This window comes from Pseudomonas sp. B707, assembly GCF_022496685.1.
Lineage (GTDB): Bacteria > Pseudomonadota > Gammaproteobacteria > Pseudomonadales > Pseudomonadaceae > Aquipseudomonas > Aquipseudomonas paraglycinae.
On sequence record NZ_WTVE01000014.1, the window covers coordinates 59315 to 76985 of the forward strand.

General features: G+C 60.1%; 15 protein-coding genes. 7 read left to right on the forward strand and 8 right to left on the reverse strand.

The window, feature by feature from the left end:
* Window positions 1–7 precede the first annotated feature (7 nt).
* Window positions 8–1324 carry a bifunctional DedA family/phosphatase PAP2 family protein gene (locus GQX66_RS05020; RefSeq protein ID WP_085608764.1) on the forward strand — a complete coding sequence of 439 codons (1317 nt, stop codon included), beginning with the start codon at window positions 8–10 and terminating at the stop codon, window positions 1322–1324.
* On the opposite strand, the gene GQX66_RS05025 is transcribed toward GQX66_RS05020, so the two are convergent.
* Window positions 1321–1899, reverse strand: a complete 579-nt coding sequence (locus GQX66_RS05025) for a hypothetical protein (RefSeq protein ID WP_102716655.1) — start codon at window positions 1897–1899, stop codon at window positions 1321–1323. The genes GQX66_RS05020 and GQX66_RS05025 overlap by 4 nt on opposite strands.
* 48 nt (window positions 1900–1947) lie before the next feature.
* The gene (locus GQX66_RS05030; protein ID WP_240867184.1) at window positions 1948–2157 is read right to left on the reverse strand and encodes a hypothetical protein; all 210 of its coding nucleotides are present in this window, start codon (window positions 2155–2157) and stop codon (window positions 1948–1950) included.
* Between GQX66_RS05030 and GQX66_RS05035 the strand changes: the two genes are divergently transcribed.
* Entirely contained in the window at window positions 2156–5773 is a 3618-nt protein-coding gene (locus GQX66_RS05035; RefSeq protein ID WP_240867201.1) for a calcium-binding protein, read from the forward strand. The genes GQX66_RS05030 and GQX66_RS05035 overlap by 2 nt on opposite strands.
* A gap of 265 nt (window positions 5774–6038) precedes the next feature.
* A complete protein-coding gene (locus GQX66_RS05040) occupies window positions 6039–7448 on the forward strand; it encodes a hypothetical protein (RefSeq protein WP_240867204.1) in 1410 nt (469 codons plus the stop codon).
* 12 nt (window positions 7449–7460) lie between these two features.
* Here GQX66_RS05040 and GQX66_RS05045 read toward each other — a convergent pair whose 3' ends face one another.
* The 3 genes from GQX66_RS05045 to GQX66_RS05055 are packed head-to-tail and all read right to left on the reverse strand — an operon-like array spanning window position 7461 to window position 9140.
* On the reverse strand, window positions 7461–8051 hold the full coding sequence (locus GQX66_RS05045) for an LON peptidase substrate-binding domain-containing protein (RefSeq protein WP_085747646.1): 591 nt from the start codon (window positions 8049–8051) through the stop codon (window positions 7461–7463).
* Between the two features lie 10 nt (window positions 8052–8061).
* Complete coding sequence (locus GQX66_RS05050; RefSeq protein ID WP_007958637.1) at window positions 8062–8778, reverse strand: LrgB family protein; 717 nt, start codon at window positions 8776–8778, stop codon at window positions 8062–8064.
* On the reverse strand, window positions 8778–9140 hold the full coding sequence (locus GQX66_RS05055; protein ID WP_007958636.1) for a CidA/LrgA family protein: 363 nt from the start codon (window positions 9138–9140) through the stop codon (window positions 8778–8780). Before GQX66_RS05055 ends, GQX66_RS05050 begins: the two co-directional genes overlap by 1 nt.
* 193 nt (window positions 9141–9333) lie before the next feature.
* Between GQX66_RS05055 and GQX66_RS05060 the strand changes: the two genes are divergently transcribed.
* From GQX66_RS05060 to GQX66_RS05075, 4 genes are all read left to right on the forward strand, one after another.
* Window positions 9334–9789: a MaoC family dehydratase gene (locus GQX66_RS05060; protein WP_085747645.1), complete on the forward strand. Its 456-nt coding sequence runs from the start codon at window positions 9334–9336 to the stop codon at window positions 9787–9789.
* 110 nt (window positions 9790–9899) lie between these two features.
* Window positions 9900–11627 (forward strand): C13 family peptidase, encoded by a 1728-nt coding sequence (locus GQX66_RS05065; protein WP_240867207.1) that lies wholly within the window; start codon window positions 9900–9902, stop codon window positions 11625–11627.
* Between the two features lie 27 nt (window positions 11628–11654).
* Window positions 11655–12296: an oxidoreductase gene (locus tag GQX66_RS05070; RefSeq protein ID WP_007958634.1), complete on the forward strand. Its 642-nt coding sequence runs from the start codon at window positions 11655–11657 to the stop codon at window positions 12294–12296.
* A 244-nt stretch (window positions 12297–12540) separates the two neighbouring features.
* Entirely contained in the window at window positions 12541–15117 is a 2577-nt protein-coding gene (locus GQX66_RS05075; protein ID WP_240867222.1) for a hypothetical protein, read from the forward strand.
* A 43-nt stretch (window positions 15118–15160) separates the two neighbouring features.
* On the opposite strand, the gene GQX66_RS05080 is transcribed toward GQX66_RS05075, so the two are convergent.
* Genes GQX66_RS05080 through mpl form a run of 3 tightly spaced genes read right to left on the reverse strand, consistent with a single transcriptional unit; the run spans window position 15161 to window position 17431 of the window.
* Window positions 15161–15445 carry a YceK/YidQ family lipoprotein gene (locus GQX66_RS05080; RefSeq protein ID WP_240867225.1) on the reverse strand — a complete coding sequence of 95 codons (285 nt, stop codon included), beginning with the start codon at window positions 15443–15445 and terminating at the stop codon, window positions 15161–15163.
* Window positions 15438–16085 carry a flavin prenyltransferase UbiX gene (gene ubiX / locus GQX66_RS05085; protein WP_007958630.1) on the reverse strand — a complete coding sequence of 216 codons (648 nt, stop codon included), beginning with the start codon at window positions 16083–16085 and terminating at the stop codon, window positions 15438–15440. The genes GQX66_RS05080 and ubiX overlap by 8 nt, the downstream gene beginning before the upstream one ends.
* Window positions 16082–17431, reverse strand: a complete 1350-nt coding sequence (gene mpl, locus GQX66_RS05090) for a UDP-N-acetylmuramate:L-alanyl-gamma-D-glutamyl-meso-diaminopimelate ligase (RefSeq protein WP_007958628.1) — start codon at window positions 17429–17431, stop codon at window positions 16082–16084. The genes ubiX and mpl overlap by 4 nt, the downstream gene beginning before the upstream one ends.
* Between the last annotated feature and the right edge of the window lie 240 nt (window positions 17432–17671).

Consider the following 17671-nt stretch of genomic DNA (forward strand, 5'->3'; position numbering starts at 1 on the left):
GGTTTGTATGGGCCCATGGCTCGATAGCGTGACCGGGTGGCTGGCCGCCAATCCGCAGTGGCTGGCCGCTGCAGTGTTTGTCGTGGCCTGCGTGGAATGCCTGGCGATTGCCGGTTTGATCGTGCCCGGCACGGTGCTGCTGTTTGCTGTGGCGGTGCTGGCCGGCAGCGGTGCATTGTCATTGAGCGAAACCCTGTTGCTGGGTTTCCTCGGCGGGATTCTCGGCGATGTGATTTCTTATTTCCTCGGTCGCCACTTCCACCAGAACATCCGGCGTCTGCCGGGCCTGCGCCATCACCCGGAATGGATGGCCGGCGCGGAAACCTACTTCCAACGCTACGGCATCGCCAGCCTGCTGGTCGGACGTTTCATCGGCCCGCTGCGGCCGATGCTGCCGATGGTCGCCGGGATGTGCGACATGCCCTTCCCGCGCTTCGCGGCCGTGAGTCTGCTGGCAGCGGCCGGCTGGAGCCTCGCCTACCTGCTGCCGGGCTGGGCCACCGGGGCGGCGATTCGCCTGCCGTTGCCGGAAGGTTTCTGGCTGCAGGCCGGGATTGTCGCCGGCAGCATCGCGGTGATGGTCGGCCTGAGCGCCAACAGCAGCCTGCGCCGCCATCGGCGGGCGACGATCTGGATCAGCAGCATGAGCCTGTTGATCCTGATCGGCCTGTTCATCGGTTACCCGTATCTGACCGCCCTCGATCAGGGCGTCATGACCCTGGTGCAGGAACACCGCCGCCCGGCGCTGGATGAGGTGGCGGTGGTGTTCACCCTGATCGGCGAGTTCCGCAACATGCTGCTGTTCAGTGCCCTGCTGACCGCGCTGCTGTTGCTGTGCCGTCAGTGGCGCCACGCGATCTTCGTGGGCGGCACCCTGCTCGTCACGGCCCTGGCCAACACCGGCACCAAGATGTTTTTCGCCCGGGTGCGCCCGGAAGTCCTGACCGATCCGCTCACCAGCTACAGCATGCCCAGCGGCCATGCGTCCGGATCGTTCGCGCTGTTCCTGACCCTGGCCGTACTCGCCGGACGCGGGCAACCGCCGAGACTGCGACTGACATGGTTGCTGATCGGCTGCATTCCGGCACTGGCGATTGCCTTGTCGCGGGTGTATCTGGGCGCGCACTGGCCGACGGATGTGCTGGCCGGCGCCATGCTTGCCGCGTGCGTGTGTGCCGCCGGGCTCTGGCTCAGCCAGCGGCAATCACCGCTCGGCGCCATGCCGCAGAGAGTCTGGTGGCTGGTGTTGCCGGCGCTGGTCGCCCTGTTCGGTTTCTTCGTGCTGCGACACTTGCCGCATACCATGCTGCGCTATTCGTACTAGGCGACGGCAGACAGCAGCGAAGGATTGCTCCTCAAAACGAACGATACCGACGAAGGGTTGTAGGCATTGTGCCCGGTGTCGTTCGGATTCTTGTCCAGGAAGTAGGTGAGCCCTTCCTTTGTCTCATGCTGAAACAGGCGCATCTTCTTCTCTACGCTGAACAGCGCCACAGAAACCGGATTGGACGGCAAGTCACCAAACGACTTGAGCTTTCCGGCATACGTTTCCAGCTCAAAGTAACTACCACCACTTTTCGCGGCCAGAAGATGCCTTGTACTTTGATCAAGTCGCAGCTGCCAATTAAAGTAACGACCGGCCGTTTTGACATTAAGGGCATATCGCCCCTGATAATCCGGAACAAACTCCAATAACAGCGGCTCGGCATCGTCATGATCCGCGAGTGTCACGATTGGCGAACTGATTTCGTCATTCAGGGAAATCTCCGCATTCAACCTCTGCCCCGTGGTGATCCGCGGCTGCTTCAAACGTTGTTCCATGACTTGATAATTGAGCACCAGCGGAAGTCCATCCGCGAACAGTTGCCCCGTGAAGGTAATATTATTGCCATCAGACATGTGAAGGTTCTCTTCTTGTTAAAAACGGACTGAACAACAGACAGGATTTCATTTACCAGCAACCTGGGCCGGATCGTTCTTCACACGTCTGCGTTTGCGGCGCTCAAGCACCATGGAATCCGCGTAGTAGCCGGCGGCCTTGAGGACAATATCGGTATTCAGATCAACGCCTGCATGTTTAAAAATATACTTCCCGGCAATATCATCCCAGAACGCCCATTCATCTTCATAAATTGTCACATCGCTCTCCTTGTTCATGAAACCCGCTTCCTGCGAGTCGGGTTCAACGCTAAATCAAAAACACCCGACAGACCACTTCAAAGGCAATACAAAAAACAACAATACAATCAGCAAAACAATAACAACCAAACACAACCATCCTTCATGCCAAAGTCACCCGACACTTCATCAAAGAGTATTGATTTTGGCCAAACCCTTTAACATCAATCCTGAAACTATTCTTACAGCCTCCATAACAATTTCCGACATTATCACTCCATCAAATTCAGCAACGGCGGAAACCGATGTACCGTCCGGCAAAATGTCGGACCTGAACGATCTGGACAAACTGTTCGGGCCCCTGCGATTTGGCGAACTGACCGTGAGCCGCCAGACACTTCAGGCGCTGGGTGCCCGGGTCAACGGCGAGGCCATTACAGCAGCCAACACGTACTTCCCCGAGCCCGATCAGGCCTTTATCGATGGGCTGCAATTCGATCCCGCCCAGGTTGAGCAGCGGATCAAGTCAGTCGATGGTCAGGAGCACCAACGGGTCCCGCAATTGCTCTACGAAATCGTCACGTTCCGTTCTCCGGGAGCAGCACCGCTTCTGCGTGAAATGTCCACAAGTGACGCCGGGCACCCCATGCAGAAAATCAGCAAACTGCTGACCGCCACCCAACACCTGGATATCCACAGAAGCCCGCTGCCCGAACATTTGCCGGGCTGGGTAGACAAGGCCAAGAGTCGCGGCATGACCAGTATGGGCGCCGGGCTGCAGGCCTACGGTTTGTACAGCGCCTACATGGGCGCCATCGACGGCCTCAAGAAAGGTCAGATGGGAGAAGTGCTGATCAATGTGGGCGGCGCTCTCGCCGAGATCACTTCACTGGGCCTCGAATACGCGCTGAACAAGACCGGCGAACAGATGATCCGTCAGGGCTCCATGGCCCTTGAGCAATTCGGCAAGACCACCATGGGCAAATGGCTGTGCCGGGGCGCAGGCCTGATCGCCAGCGTGCTGACGTTGCCCTTCGACATCTACACCGCCATCAAATCCTTCAACGATGCGGCCAGGGCCCAGGGCAAGGAAGCTCAGGATCTGTACGTCACCGGCGGCTTGAGCGTGTTCAGCGGTGCCCTGTCCATTGCCCTTGGCTGCGCAGCACTGATGGGCTTTCAAGCTGCTGGCCCGGTGGGGATCGCAGCAGCGGCGATCATGATTGTCGGTGCCCGAATCTACGGTGCCGCCCGCATGGTCGAAGATATCGACGAATACATCGAGCTGACCGTGAACGAACGCTGGCGTGCCGGCTGGTTCGCGTTCACCGGACAAAGCCAGGACAAGGCGCTGATGGAGCGCTACCTGATCGCCAAGACCACGAGCGATTATGCCAAAGCCTTGAAAACCCGCAGCCTTGGCTGGCTCGACAATGAATTCAAGGAAAGTGTCGATGTGATCGTCAATGGCCGTTTCGAGGTTACGTTGCAGCCCACTCGCCTCCATCGTTTCCAATGGGATGAAAGCAAAGGCGAAACGCCCTATACCAGCGAAAACCGCCCTGTCGTCAGCGACACGGATGACACCTACGACGCCAGGAAAGGATTACCCGACTCCGACGCTGTCATCGCCAGTGGGAAAAGCGACCCGGCGAAAGGGGTCTTCTGGAATCTGGGCGGCGGCCATGACACGGTGCAAGGCGTCGAGGACAAGCCGAATTTCTTCAGCTATGCCAGTGGCCGTAAAACCCTGGACGGCGGCAACAAGGATGACTCCTTTCTGTTTCAGTCGGCTTCCGAAGCGCTGTCTGATGACCCGACCACCGTCAGTGAGCTGTCCGGTGGTGACGGCACCGACCTGCTCTGGCTGCAAGGCAAACATAAAAACGAAGACCCTCTCGCTAGCCCGCCGCGCCATATCGGTTTTGATGTCGACCTGAAAAAAGGCAGGCTGGCGGTGCGTCCTGTCGATCCGGCGCGTGCGCCGGTGCTGCATTCAACCTTCAGGTCCGTCGAAAAGGTCGAGACACTGGCTGGCGCGCTCAACCGCGTGACCGGTTCCGACCACGCCGACACCATTGCCGCCAATGGCGATGACCGCGTCGATGCCGGAGCCGGCGATGACCGCATCGCCGTCCGCGGCCTTCGTGGCACCGTCGATGGAGGCAGCGGCCGCGACACCTACGAAATTGCCCCGAACTGCCTCAAGGTTTCCCTCCACGAGGATGGTCAGGAACCGAGCACGGTCTATCTGGGCGTGACGCTCGAAGCCATCCAGCGCTGGTACGTGCGCAATGACGCGCTGGTCATTGAATCCCTGCGCGACGACGACATCCGGTCGCCCATGCGGGAACTGGTGCTGGAGGCGGTGTACCGGACGGTCGATGGCAAACGCACCTTGCGCAACGACAAATGGACGTTCATTACACAGGACGGCTACCACTTGCAGCCCGCGTGGCCTGCCGATACCCCGGACCTGGCCGACCTGACCGTGACAGTGACCGTTCTGACTGTCGGCACGACGAAAACCTCGCCGGTACCGGTCAATGATCGTCCTTGCAGGATTTCCAACAAACCGCACTCGTACTACTTCATCTCGCGCCAGATCCGTCACGCAATCCTGATGGCAACACCACACGAAAATCCGACCCGAAGCACTCTGTACGTCGACCGCGACAGCACGGAAATCGATGAAGTGCGGGCGATTTATACCGTTACCAAAACCAGGCCAAACGCATTCACGCTGCTCAGCTACACGGACATTCACCACACCATCACGTTCCACGAAAGTGGTGGCTTGCTCTCGTTGCACGGTGCTGCAAGAGAAAATCCGGGCAAGAAACGCGACATGGGAGCCGGAATCCTGGCCTCCGGCTGGCAGATGATTCACCCGATGACGCTGGTCATGCGAGACGGGATTTCCTATCACCTCGACTTTCCACGTCCCACGTATCTAAACGACGCAAGGAACCCGGGATATACCGTTGTGCAAAGCCGCACCTCGCTGCGCGAGCGAGCCGGCCGGTATATTTTCGTCAGGCCCTCTGTCGAGAAGCGCACGCTGAAGGCAACCTCGCAGCGGGTCGACTTTCAGGCAGCCGAGCACAATGCGACCTATTGGCTGGAGGGACGATCGTCGAGCTATGAACTGTTTCCCGCCAGCGCCACGTCCATCCGGCTGTCCACCGCAGAAGCGGATGCCAACGTCTCGGGCTCTTCCACCTGGTTCATTCACACGCAACATCTGCAAGAGCAGATCAGCCACCGCGATCTTTCCATCAAGGACAACCTGCTCAGAATCGGCAGCATCCGGATTCAACTGCCGGACAGCAACGATCCGCTGACGCCACTGGAAACCATCGAAGTCGTGGTCTCCTCGGGAAACCGTTATCGGATCAATGCACTGTTCGAGGTGATCGGTCTGTGCGCCATCAATGCCCGAGCCTACCCATCGGTTCAGGCCATCGCCCAGGACATTCGTGAGCATCAACGGCGTGAAGAGCTTGAGTCCGACGAAGTGTCCGTTCACCACATTCGCCTGAGCGAAACCGCTGCCGGCAAGATTTCATACAACGTTGCCACCAACGTCTGGAGCAGCGAAACCGCTCCGACCCGCTCGATACCTGTCGAGCACCTGATCATCGTCAAGGAATGACACCATGCGACCAAAACCACCCTCACCGCCAGGCTTTTCCAAGGGTAATACGCCCGCCGACTCGCTTGCTGAACTCCCACGATTGCGACCGCAAGCGCCAGACCCACAGCTACCGCATTCGTCGCCAGACCTGACGGCCGCGCATCCGCGAAACCCGGGACACACCCCGCCCCTCGCGGACACACCGAAAATCGAAGTGTCTGACCTGCCGGTCGCTTCCCGTGAAACGGCGACCGGACTGGACAGTTACCGTTTGAACCCCGGATTGCTGCGCAACCTGCAACCGCCCAACGAGGAGGGTCTGCGCTACATCGTCGGACGCGCGTTCGTCGATGTGAAAGACAGCGGCACGGTGTATGTGGAATTCGATGCGAACTTGGGCACCTATCGGGCCATGGATCTATACAAAAAGCTGTCTCCCGGGCCGGTGCTCTACAGAAATACCGGTGAATCGACCTGGAGCCCGGCCTCACATACCCCCTCGAAACGCCCCCATTCCCAGGTCAGTGACGTTGATACGCCGGAGCCAGCCAAACAAGCGCAGACCTCTCCTTTGTCGGCGCATGAAGCCACCACCCGACTGCTGAACGACTCGTTGCTCACGATGCATCCACTGATGACGCTCGGCCAGCGCGTCGAGTTTTTGCGCGCCTATAACCTGTCGCCACGACAACACATCCGGTTGCACAGTGATCTGACCGCCGATCCCCGGGTGATGCCGGAGTGGGCCGAGCAGCATCACTTACGCTCTCGGGACGAGAACGATCCGACCCGCTTCGATCAACTGTATGAAGAAATCGAACCGCTGCTACTGCCCGTGCGGAACGGAACACTGCGCAGCGACCTGATCGACTTCGACAAAAGCGTCACCCGGGAATTTCTCGACGCCTTTCTGACCCGACTCGGTTACCTGCGCAACAGCAGCGACTGCCTGTATCGCACGGATATTCCGGGTCTGTTCAGGGCCGATGAACGCACGCCTTTCGAGTTCTACAACGACGGACGCATGCTGCCTCGCCTGAAACACCCGCGCGGCGCCACGACCGAAAAACCGATCAGTGCCACGGTCAGCCATCAGCTGGTCAAGAGATATGGCGCCAGGGGCACCGAGGCTCCCGATCCGGAGTACCTGCGCTACAACAGCCAGAGAAACAAATATCCCGGCAAAAAACCGGGTGAATCGGACAACGAGTCAGGGAACTCCGACAACGACTGGTCCGATGCATCGGACGTAGAACTGGACACCGAACGCAATTACGAGACGATCCGCCACGATCAGCAGTTCATCTTCTCTTACGTCATCGATACCCGAAGGATGGAGGTGGTCCTCAACGAAGAGAACCATTTGCTCAATCTGGCGGCACGGGAAAAGAATGCCTGGTTTCCAGATGACGAACTCGAAGCCCTGATTTCAACGTCCAAGCGAGGTATCGAATCAGAGCGTCTGTGGCTGCTCGATTCGACCTTCACGCGTGCCGCCAAGGTCGACGATGTCGCCGCTCAAGCCCAAACCAGCTACATCGGCAATGACATCGAGGCGCGGACCCACAGCGGCATTTCCAATCAACATGAATACGACGCGTTGATCGATGCGGTGGCCAGGGCCGGCAAGCCGATCCTTGCATTTCCAGGTGGCCGGGACTGGTTCGCCAATGACATCGTCTGGCCCGTATAACCGAGTCGAGTCTTAAGCGAACAACTCGCCCTGCAATTCATCGAGCAGCGCCTGGATCGCATCCAGTCGCTGCTGCGGGTCGTCGAGTTGCAGCAAATCGATCTTGTCTTCCTCGGCGAACGGCAGCAGATACGCCAACTGATTGGCCAGTGATTGCTGCCCCGCCGCTTCGATGCCCATGTTCAACGCCTCGACCATCGGGTGCTCGGCGAGAGCCTTGAGCAGCGCCACCAGATCGGCGTCTTCATCCTGCAGCGGTTGCTCGGGTTCTTCGTCCAGCCACTCGACCTCGGCCATGATCAATTGATCGCGCTGCACGTCGGTGCTCTGCACGATGAAGCGCCGCCCGCCCTGCACCCGGATGCCCAGCAGTCCGTTGTCCTGCTGCTGGAAATCGGTGATGCGCGCTTCGCAGCCGACCATGGCGAAACCTTCCGGCGCGACGCCGACTTCGCTGCCTTCCAGGATGCACACCACGCCGAACCCGCCGCCCTGTTTCATGCAGCGGCCGATCATGTCCAGGTAGCGTGCTTCGAAGATCTGCAGATCCAGATTGCAGCCGGGAAACAGCACCGTGTTCAGCGGAAAAAGCGGCAGACTCATAGACATTTCCTTACACCACCATCGACACCGCCAACGGCAGGAACACCGCCGTGGCCACGCCCATCAGACTCATCGCCAGCGCCGCGAAGGCGCCGCACTCATCGCTTTCCTGCAACGCCACCGAGGTGCCGACCGCATGTGCCGTCATGCCCAGCGCCATGCCGCGCGCCTCCGGGCTGTGCACGCCCAGACGGGTCAGCAACGCCGGGCCGAAGATCGCGCCGATCACCCCGGTGATCAACACGAACACCGCCGCCAATGCTGCGACACCGCCGATCTGTTCGGCCACCAGCATGGCGATCGGTGAGGTCACCGACTTGGGCGCCATGGTCATCAGGATCATGTGATCGGCACCGAACCACCAGCCCAGCGCCACGCCCATGCCCGTGGCGACCACGCCGCCTATCACCAGCGTAGTAAAAATCGGCCAGAACAATTGCCGGATGCGTCGCAGATTCAGATACAGCGGCACTGCCAGCGCAACGGTCGCCGGGCCCAGCAGAATACTGAGGATCTCGGTGCTCTTGCGGTACTCGGCGTAGGTCAGGCCGCAGCCGACCAGCACGCCGATCACCAACAGCATCGAGACCAGCACCGGTTGCAGAAAGATCCAGCGGGTTTTCTCGAACGCCGCCAGCACCAGTTGATAGGCACCGAGGGTGATGCCGATGCCGAACAGGGGATGGTGAATCACCGAAGCCCAGGCACCTTGCCAGTCGAACAGCATCAGGACTCCTCCGAATGCGGCGCGTGGCGCTTGACCAGCCGTTGCATCAGCACGCCGGCGAAGGCCATCGACAGAATCAGCGAGACCACCAGCGCACCGACAATGGCCCAGAAATCCGCGGCAATCGCCGTGGCATACACCATCACGCCCACCGCCGGCGGCACCAGCAGCAATGGCAGATAACGCAGCAGGCTGCCGGCCGCAAGGTTCAGCGGCTCGCCGACTTCACCGCGCACGATCAGAAATACCAGCAACAGCAAAAGGCCGATGATCGGCCCCGGCAGCACCGGCAACAGCAAATGATTGAGGGCCGTGCCGAGCAATTGAAACAGCACCAGCATGGTCAGGCCGCGTAGCAACATCCGTCATCTCCGTCTTACTTTTCGCCTCGCAAGTCGCCCGCATTATAAGCACGCCTGCGCTATGGATCGGCATTCGCCAAAAGCATGGTCGGTTGACCTGAGCAAATCGCCATGATGATCTACAGTGGTTCGCAGGGCGGTCAAATCCCCCACCTGAAAAACTATAAAACCGATGAACCCAAGGAGAGTCTCAATGCCCTATGTTCCAGTTGCAGAGCTCAAAGATTATGTCGGCAAGGAACTCGGACGTTCCGAATGGCTCACCATCGATCAGGAGCGTATCAACCTGTTCGCAGAAGCCACCGGGGATTACCAGTTCATCCATGTCGACCCGATCAAAGCCGCGCAAACGCCATTTGGCAGCACCATTGCACACGGTTTCCTGTCGTTGTCGCTGATCCCCAAACTGATGGAAGACATCCTGATCCTGCCGCAAGGCGTGAAGATGGTGGTCAACTACGGCCTGGACAGCGTGCGTTTCATCCAGCCGGTCAAGGTCAACTCCAAGGTCCGGCTCAAGGTCGACCTCGGTGAAGTGACCGAGAAAAAACCTGGCCAGTGGCTGCTCAAGGCCACCGCCACCCTGGAGATCGAAGGCTCGGACAAACCGGCCTACATCGCCGAACCGCTGTCGCTCTGCTTCGTTTAAGCGCCTGGATGCGAAGCGGCTCACGCTGTTTCGCATCCGCTCCTCCCCGCCGGCTGTATTAGGTCACATAGCTGCGGCATACTCGGTCGCCTAATTGCCCGGATCCCGCTATGCGCTCATTCGCTCCTCTTGCTCCCCTTGCCTTGACCCTGTTGCTGGCCGCGTGTGGCGACGGCGAATCGCTGTTGCCGCCGGATGCACGCCTGCCCGACGGCGGCCGCTATCGCGGTGAACTGGTCGATGGTTTGCTGCAAGGCCAGGGCCGGGTCGACTACCCCAACGGCAGCTGGTACGCCGGGGCGTTCGACAAGGGGCAATGGCATGGTCAGGGCGAATGGCACGGCAGCAATGGCGAGGTCTATCGCGGCAACTTCCAGCAAGGGCTGTTCGACGGCCAGGGCACGCTGACCACCACGGCCGGCAGCTACACCGGCGGTTTCAAGCTGGGCCGACGTGACGGCGAAGGCACCCTTAAAGAAAACGCGATGACCTATCGCGGCGAATTCAAGGCCGACCAGTATTCCGGGCTCGGTCGCCTCGAGCTGGATGACGGCAGTTCCTATCAGGGCCAGTTCGCCCACGGCAAACCCAACGGCGAAGGCCAGCGCGGCGATGCCAGCGGCAATCAGTTCACCGGCCACTTCGTCAACGGCCAGCTCGAAGGCAACGGCACCTTCAACAGTGCCGACGGCGACATCTACGTCGGCGGCTTCAAGAACAATCAACTGCACGGCAAGGGTCGCTACGAAAACGCCGATGGCGATGTCTGGCTCGGGCAGTTCAAGGAAGGCGCGCTGACCGGCAAGGGCGAACTGATCGGCGCCGACGGCAGCCACTACATCGGTTACTTCAATGATTGGCGCTTCAGCGGTCAGGGTCGCCTGAACCTGTCCGATGGCAGCTTCTACGTCGGTGGATTCGACAGCGACAGTTATTCCGGACGCGGCACCCTGGTGCTCACCGATGGCAGCGTGCTCAGCGGCACCTGGATCAACGGCCAGCGGGTACGCGATGCCGACGGCAAGTTGCTGCCGGACACCCTAGAACTCGGCCTGCTGGCCCAGGGTCGCCTGCTCGATGAAGCGCTGGCCAATGTGCCGGCCTCGACCCCGGCAGTGGAGCTGTACACCCTGACCCTCGGCGGCGACGGCAAGCAGAGCGTGTTCCTGCGCGAATCCGATTACGTGGCCAACATGCTAACCAGCCGTTTCGGCGCGTTTGGCCAGATTCGCCTGGTCAACCATCGCGACCACCTCGGCGACCGGCCGATGGCCACCCGCGAGAACCTGCGCCGCGCAGCCCTGACCCTGGCCGAACGCAGCGGCCCGGAAGATCTGGTGTTCATCTACCTGACCAGCCACGGCACCGCCGAACACGAACTGGTGCTCGACCAGCCGCGCATGGAACTGGCCGACCTGCCCGCCGACGAACTCGCCGCCGTGCTCGCACCGCTGAAGAACCGCGACAAGATCATCGTCATCTCCTCGTGCTATTCCGGTGGCTTCATTCCGGCGTTGAAGGATGAACGCACGCTGATCATGACTGCTTCGCGCGCCGATCGCGTGTCGTTCGGTTGCTCCGAGGAGGCCAACTTCACCTACTTCGGCGATGCCCTGTTTGCCCAGGCGCTGAACCAGACCGACGACCTGGAGCAAGCCTTCAAACTGGCCAGGGCCACCGTCGCCGAACGGGAACTGGCGGACAACTTCGAAGCCTCTGAACCGCAGATCTGGGCGCCGAAAACCGTGCTGGCGCACTGGCAACTGCTGCGTAAACAGCAAGCGAGAAAAGCATTGCAAAGTGCTGCGTTGAACGACGGAGCGATAAAGAGCAACTAAGCTGAACAGTATCAAGGGAGAGACACTATGTACTTGACGCCTCAGCATGTCTTGCTTGCCGGAGCCACCGGACTGACCGGTGAACATCTGCTCGACCGCCTGCTCAACGAGCCGACGATCAGCCGCGTCCTTGCCCCCTCACGCCGGCCGCTGGCTGAACATCCGCATCTGGAAAACCCGGTCGGCGATCCACAGACCTTCCTGCCGCAACTGGCCGGTCGGGTCGACATTGCCTATTGCTGTCTCGGCACCACGATCAAACAGGCCGGCTCCGAAGAGGCGTTTCGCGCCGTGGATCTGGACATGGTGGTGGCGTTCGCCAAGCGCGCCCGGGAGATGGGAGCACGGCACCTGATCGTGATCAGCGCCCTGGGGGCCGATCGCCGGTCCTCGGTGTTCTACAACCGGGTAAAAGGCGAAATGGAATACGCATTGCGCGCGCAGGACTGGCCGCAATTGACCATCTGCCGGCCATCGCTGTTGCTCGGCGAACGCAGCGAGCCCCGTCTGGGCGAACAGCTCGCCGCGCCATTCTCTAAATTGATCCCCGGCAAATACCGTGGCATCGAAGCCTGCCAACTGGCCCGCGCCATGTGGCGTCTGGCGCTGGAGGAGCAGGATGGTGTGCGGATTGTCGAGTCGGACGAACTGAGAAAACTCGGCAAGTAAGCTCACTCGCCACAGCGGTTCAACGCGGATCCCGGGTAACCATTTCCAATGAAGCCTGAGGATCTTGCGTGAACTGGCCGACATTCGAAATAAAGTGAATCGAATCAACCCGCGTGTCGTAGCTATCTACCACGTGCCCCTTCCCTTTCATGGATAACGTGCCCTCCAGCACACCTGCGTCTACGGCCATTCCGCCATGGGATGACACCACAGCACGTCAGGCAATCAATGAAAGGACTCCTTGATGGCACCGCAAACAAAAACGTCGAAAGGCACCAGCAAAACGCCACCCACCCTCGACAGGTCGACTCCGGAAACATCGCCGACCCAGCGTCATGATTTCCCGGGTTTGATTCGATCCCCGGAAACAGACAGCGCCAGCCGCCCCACGGAGGCGCCTGCCCCACTTTCTTCAAGTGACACATTGCCCGCGATACAGATTCAGGATCTGACCCACCCGGCTGGAGACACTCAAGGAAGCTCATCCAGCGACCCACACGCGAGCGGATCGATCCGTCACTACGAGTTACCGGCGCAACTGCGAACGCGATTACCCGCCGTCAACACCGAAGGGTTGCGGGTTCACAGGGGACGCATTTATGCCGAGGTGCAATACACCACGACCACGACGGTCATGGTGGCCTGGGACGAAGGCCTAGGAACCTACCGAGCGATGCGCCCACAGGAAGCGCAGCCCTCGGGCCCCGTCCTGCAATTCGACACCGAAAGCAATACCTGGCGGGTCGCTGAGCCGCAGATTGTCAGTCAGACCATTGAGTCCACGGCACACAGGAAGGAAGGCGACAACCTGGCACAGCCCCACCTGCAGGAACCAGTCCGGGCGCAATCGAACACTGCACCGATCAACGTCGATACCCAACATTACGTATGGAACGAGAAGGCCAACAATCACCATGGCTATGTGGTCCTGCACCGAAAAATGCGCCGGACCGAAGAGGTCGGACCGCCGCTGCATCATGCATTCATGGACGAAAGCGGCTCGTTAGTCAGTGTCGAGCCTTCCGCTTCGCGAATCGATCAGCCAGCCGAACTGTTAACAGCCTGGACAGACCGCGATATCTGGGATCTCTACGGGATACAGGGCGCAGAAATCACCCGCTTCCGCAGCGAAGCGCACAGCACCGGGAAGAAACCTCTATGGGCTACCGTTCGGACACAACGGATGGAAAACGCCTACCTGTTTGACGAGCTGTACCGCTGGTCTGGCATGGACATGGATCGCGACCTGTTCAACAGCCTCCTGAACCATCAGAACCGCACGCCCGCCCAATGGGCAGAACACCTCCAGTCCGTCACCTTGCACCGCAGCCCATCTGGCCCACAAGCGCCATTGCCAAGCCCGCCAACACCCGGCTCGCCCTCTCCACGCACATCAACACCCGACACGTCCGGGACAGCGGACGCCACGCTTGCCTACGGTGATCAGCGTTACTACACCTGGGATCTCCACAAGTCGAATTTCCATGGGTATGTCGAAATGCAGCGCAAGCCTGGTCTGGATGACAATCATGGACCGCTTACCCAGCTGGCATTTCCTGAAGGCACCAGCCTGACTGTCGTCAAAGCCACCGATTATCCGATCTACAAAGAGAATGTTCTGCGCCCCTTCTGGCGGGACATCGACATCTGGAACCTTTACAGGATCGAAGGACCCGACATCGTGCGCTTTCGTCGGGAGGTTGCGCGCCATCAGAAACCGCCTGCCTGGGTCAAACAACGGGAATACCCTTCCCAGCGTGAACAACTGTTCGACTACCTGCGGCTGTGGACCAACCCTGATTCTCCGCTCAAAACACGAGAGCAAATCCTCGCCCGGTTCCAGCCCTACAATCTTTCCGTCCAGCAACTAATACGACTGTGCAAGGAGCTGTCGCCGACAGGGCAGTTCAAGAACCTGATCAATGATGAAATGCCTGGATGGGTCAAGACCTATCAGGATCGCACCCGGCTGGTAACCAACGAAAAACTCTTCGAACCGTTTCTGCCGGAAATCGATGCTGAAATCATCCAGCTGAGAAATCAGGGAGAAGGCACCAGCCTGCTGAAGGCGAGTCTGACCGAACCCTTCTTTCAGGAGCTGTTGCGGCTCAGCGGCTTCAAGCGCAACACGCACAATTATCTGTACAGAACCGACATTCCTGCCGTGTTCAAAGTGGATGACCGGACACCTTTCGAAATAGCCCGGCCCGGGGCCATGGTCCCACGCGTGGTATCGGCTGTGGGCACCACGAGCGAGACACCCGTCAGTGCAATGTTCAGCCTGAAGACCGCCATGGACTTTGCGAATGAAACCAGAGGAGTGACAGGCATAGAGGCGCACCAGACAACCAGCGGCACTTCGACGCCCCCCGCTCAACGCATCCGGTTTTGCTACCTGCTCGATACCCGCAATGTGGAAGTCGTTGCGGGACAGGACAATCGCGTCTACAACCCGACGCGGCTCGAACGAAGCCCTGCGGATGGCAAAACGTGGTTCCCGAGCATGAAGATGGAAGGCCATGTATCGATGTCGTCGATCGGCTTCACGTCGAGGCGCGTCTGGCTGGTCAACTCGGGCATGACCCGCGCGGCGACAGTGGAAGATATCCATTTGCAGGCGTTGAAACACGCCACGGGATCGGATCAAAACCCTGCCGACGCCATCGAGTCCCGCACACGGGCAGGAGAATTGAACCGGGACGAATATGACGGGTTGATCGATGAAGTGGCGAACGCCGGCAAGCGCGTTATCGAATTGCCGGCGGGACAGGACATATTCTCCGACGACATCGTCTTTCCGCCCGAAACGATCACGTTGTAGGGAGTTTCAATGGCACGCCCCTGCGGGGTCGTGCCATTGATTTTCATAACCCGCCAGTCGCCTGAAACCCTACACCGATGACCGTCAGCAACGACAACGGCAACAGCAGCGTATCGAGCAATGCGCTGGCCGGCAGATCCACACCGGGATAGCTCGGTGCCTCGGCGCCGAATCGATCCATCGCGCAACATCCGCCATTCATCGCATACAGATCCAGCCGCGTGCCGGAATACACCACCGGCGCGCCGGACTTGGCGGCATCGAGCGTGCGCACGGTGGCGCAGCCGGTCAGTTGTAAGATCAGCAGGATCGCCAGCAGCTTATTCATCGCTGCTCAGATGGTGTTCGCCCCAACGCGGCAGCATGTCTTGGGGAATGCCCAGCAGATTGAGAATCCGCGCCACCACGAAATCGATCAGGTCATCGATGGTCTGCGGCTGGTGATAGAAGCCCGGCGAGGCCGGCAGGATGGTCACGCCCATGTTCGACAACTTGAGCATGTGCTCCAGGTGAATGCTCGAATACGGCGCTTCGCGCGGCACCAGAATCAACTGGCGACGCTCCTTCAAGGTGACGTCCGCCGCCCGCTCAATCAGGTTGTTGCAGGCGCCGGTGGCAATGGCCGACAAGGTGCCGGTCGAGCACGGCACCACCACCATGGCGGCGGGGGCGCCAGAGCCCGAGGCCACCGGCGACATCCAGTCTTCCTTGCCGTACACACGGATCTGCCCGGCGGACGCGCCAGTGTATTCGGTGAGGAACGCCTGCATCATTTGTGGCTTGGCCGGCAGCGACACGTCGGTCTCGGTGGCCATAACCAGTTGCGCGGCCTTGGAGATCAGGAAATGCACCTCGCGATCCTCGCGCACCAGACAATCCAGCAGGCGCAAGCCGTACTGGGCGCCAGACGCGCCAGTCATCGCCAGCGTGATGCGTTCCGGGCCATTGCTCGCCAGACGCGTGTTCATTTCAGCGCCTCGGCAAGTTTGCCGTGCAGGCCGCCGAAACCGCCGTTGCTCATGATCACCACGTGGGTGCCGGGCTGGGCCTGGCTCTTCACGCGTTCGATGATGCCTTCCAGCGAATCGCTGACGATTGACGGCACGGTGCACAACGCGGCGGTGCCTGCCAGATCCCAACCGAGGTTGGCCGGGGCGTACCAGATCACTTGATCGGCATCGACCACGCTGTCCGGCAGACCGTCACGGTGGGCGCCGAGCTTCATCGAGTTGGAGCGCGGCTCGATGATCGCGATCAGCGGCGCATCGCCGATGCGTTTGCGCAGCCCGTCGAGGGTGGTGGCAATCGCGGTCGGGTGGTGGGCGAAGTCGTCGTAGATGGTAATACCGCGCACTTCCGCGACTTTTTCCATCCGGCGTTTGACGCTCTTGAATGCGCTCAATCCGGCAATGCCCATCGACGGCACAACGCCGACGTGACGTGCTGCGGCCAGAGTGGCCAGGGCGTTGGCAACGTTATGTTGGCCAGTCAATTCCCACTCGACCACACCTTGGGACACGCCTTCGAACATCACTTCGAACGCCGAGCCATCGTCTTTCAGCAACTTGACCTGCCATTGACCGCCGGCACCGGTGGTCTGCACCGGGGTCCAGCAGCCCATCTCGATCACACGCTGCAAGGCCGGTTCGGTGGTCGGGTGAATCACCAGGCCTTCGCTCGGAATGGTGCGCACCAAGTGGTGGAACTGCCGCTCGATAGCTGGCAGATCGGGGAAGATGTCAGCGTGATCGAACTCAAGGTTGTTGAGGATCGCCGTGCGCGGACGGTAGTGGACGAACTTCGAACGCTTGTCGAAGAACGCACTGTCGTATTCGTCGGCCTCGATCACGAAGAACGGCGTGCCGCCCAGACGCGCCGACACCGAGAAGTTCTGCGGCACGCCGCCGATCAGGAAACCCGGGCTCATGCCGGCGTGCTCCAGCACCCAGGCGAGCATGCTGCTGGTGGTGGTCTTGCCGTGCGTACCGGCAACCGCCAGCACCCAGCGACCTTGCAGCACATGGTCGGCCAGCCATTGCGGGCCGGACACGTACGGCAAGCCTTTGTTCAGCACATATTCCACTGCCGGATTGCCGCGGGACATGGCGTTGCCGATCACCACCAGATCAGGTGCCGGATCAAGCTGCGCCGGGTCGTAACCCTGGGTCAGCTGAATGCCCTGGGCTTCGAGCTGGGTGCTCATCGGCGGATAGACGTTGGCATCGGAGCCAGTGACGTGATGGCCCAGCTCTTTGGCCAGAACCGCCATCGAGCCCATGAAAGTCCCGCAGATACCCAGAATATGAATGTGCATAGTCGACCTCGTAAAACATGGCCGCAGGTTAGCGCAGGGAGGGGGAAATGGCACTCTTTAGGTGATTGAGGGTGGAGGTCTGAACTTGTGTCCGACTTGAGATCGCCCCCTCACCCTAGCCCTCTCCCAAGGGAGAGGGAACCGACCGTCGTGTTCTCTCGAGGTACGCCGACCTGACACATCACGGTGAACTCCGGCCCGAATCCATAATCGACTCGGTCGCTCAGGTCGATGTATGCC

What these genes read in the sequence shown, in the direction of transcription:
- GQX66_RS05020 (WP_085608764.1), top strand. Translation starts at nt 8, where the DNA reads ATGGGCCCATGGCTCGATAGCGTGACCGGGTGGCTGGCCGCCAATCCG.
- GQX66_RS05025 (WP_102716655.1), bottom strand. Translation starts at nt 1,899, where the DNA reads ATGTCTGATGGCAATAATATTACCTTCACGGGGCAACTGTTCGCGGAT.
- GQX66_RS05035 (WP_240867201.1), top strand. Translation starts at nt 2,156, where the DNA reads ATGAAACCCGCTTCCTGCGAGTCGGGTTCAACGCTAAATCAAAAACAC.
- GQX66_RS05030 (WP_240867184.1), bottom strand. Translation starts at nt 2,157, where the DNA reads ATGAACAAGGAGAGCGATGTGACAATTTATGAAGATGAATGGGCGTTC.
- GQX66_RS05045 (WP_085747646.1), bottom strand. Translation starts at nt 8,051, where the DNA reads ATGAGTCTGCCGCTTTTTCCGCTGAACACGGTGCTGTTTCCCGGCTGC.
- GQX66_RS05050 (WP_007958637.1), bottom strand. Translation starts at nt 8,778, where the DNA reads ATGCTGTTCGACTGGCAAGGTGCCTGGGCTTCGGTGATTCACCATCCC.
- GQX66_RS05055 (WP_007958636.1), bottom strand. Translation starts at nt 9,140, where the DNA reads ATGTTGCTACGCGGCCTGACCATGCTGGTGCTGTTTCAATTGCTCGGC.
- GQX66_RS05060 (WP_085747645.1), top strand. Translation starts at nt 9,334, where the DNA reads ATGCCCTATGTTCCAGTTGCAGAGCTCAAAGATTATGTCGGCAAGGAA.
- GQX66_RS05065 (WP_240867207.1), top strand. Translation starts at nt 9,900, where the DNA reads ATGCGCTCATTCGCTCCTCTTGCTCCCCTTGCCTTGACCCTGTTGCTG.
- GQX66_RS05070 (WP_007958634.1), top strand. Translation starts at nt 11,655, where the DNA reads ATGTACTTGACGCCTCAGCATGTCTTGCTTGCCGGAGCCACCGGACTG.
- GQX66_RS05075 (WP_240867222.1), top strand. Translation starts at nt 12,541, where the DNA reads ATGGCACCGCAAACAAAAACGTCGAAAGGCACCAGCAAAACGCCACCC.
- GQX66_RS05080 (WP_240867225.1), bottom strand. Translation starts at nt 15,445, where the DNA reads ATGAATAAGCTGCTGGCGATCCTGCTGATCTTACAACTGACCGGCTGC.
- ubiX (WP_007958630.1), bottom strand. Translation starts at nt 16,085, where the DNA reads ATGAACACGCGTCTGGCGAGCAATGGCCCGGAACGCATCACGCTGGCG.
- mpl (WP_007958628.1), bottom strand. Translation starts at nt 17,431, where the DNA reads ATGCACATTCATATTCTGGGTATCTGCGGGACTTTCATGGGCTCGATG.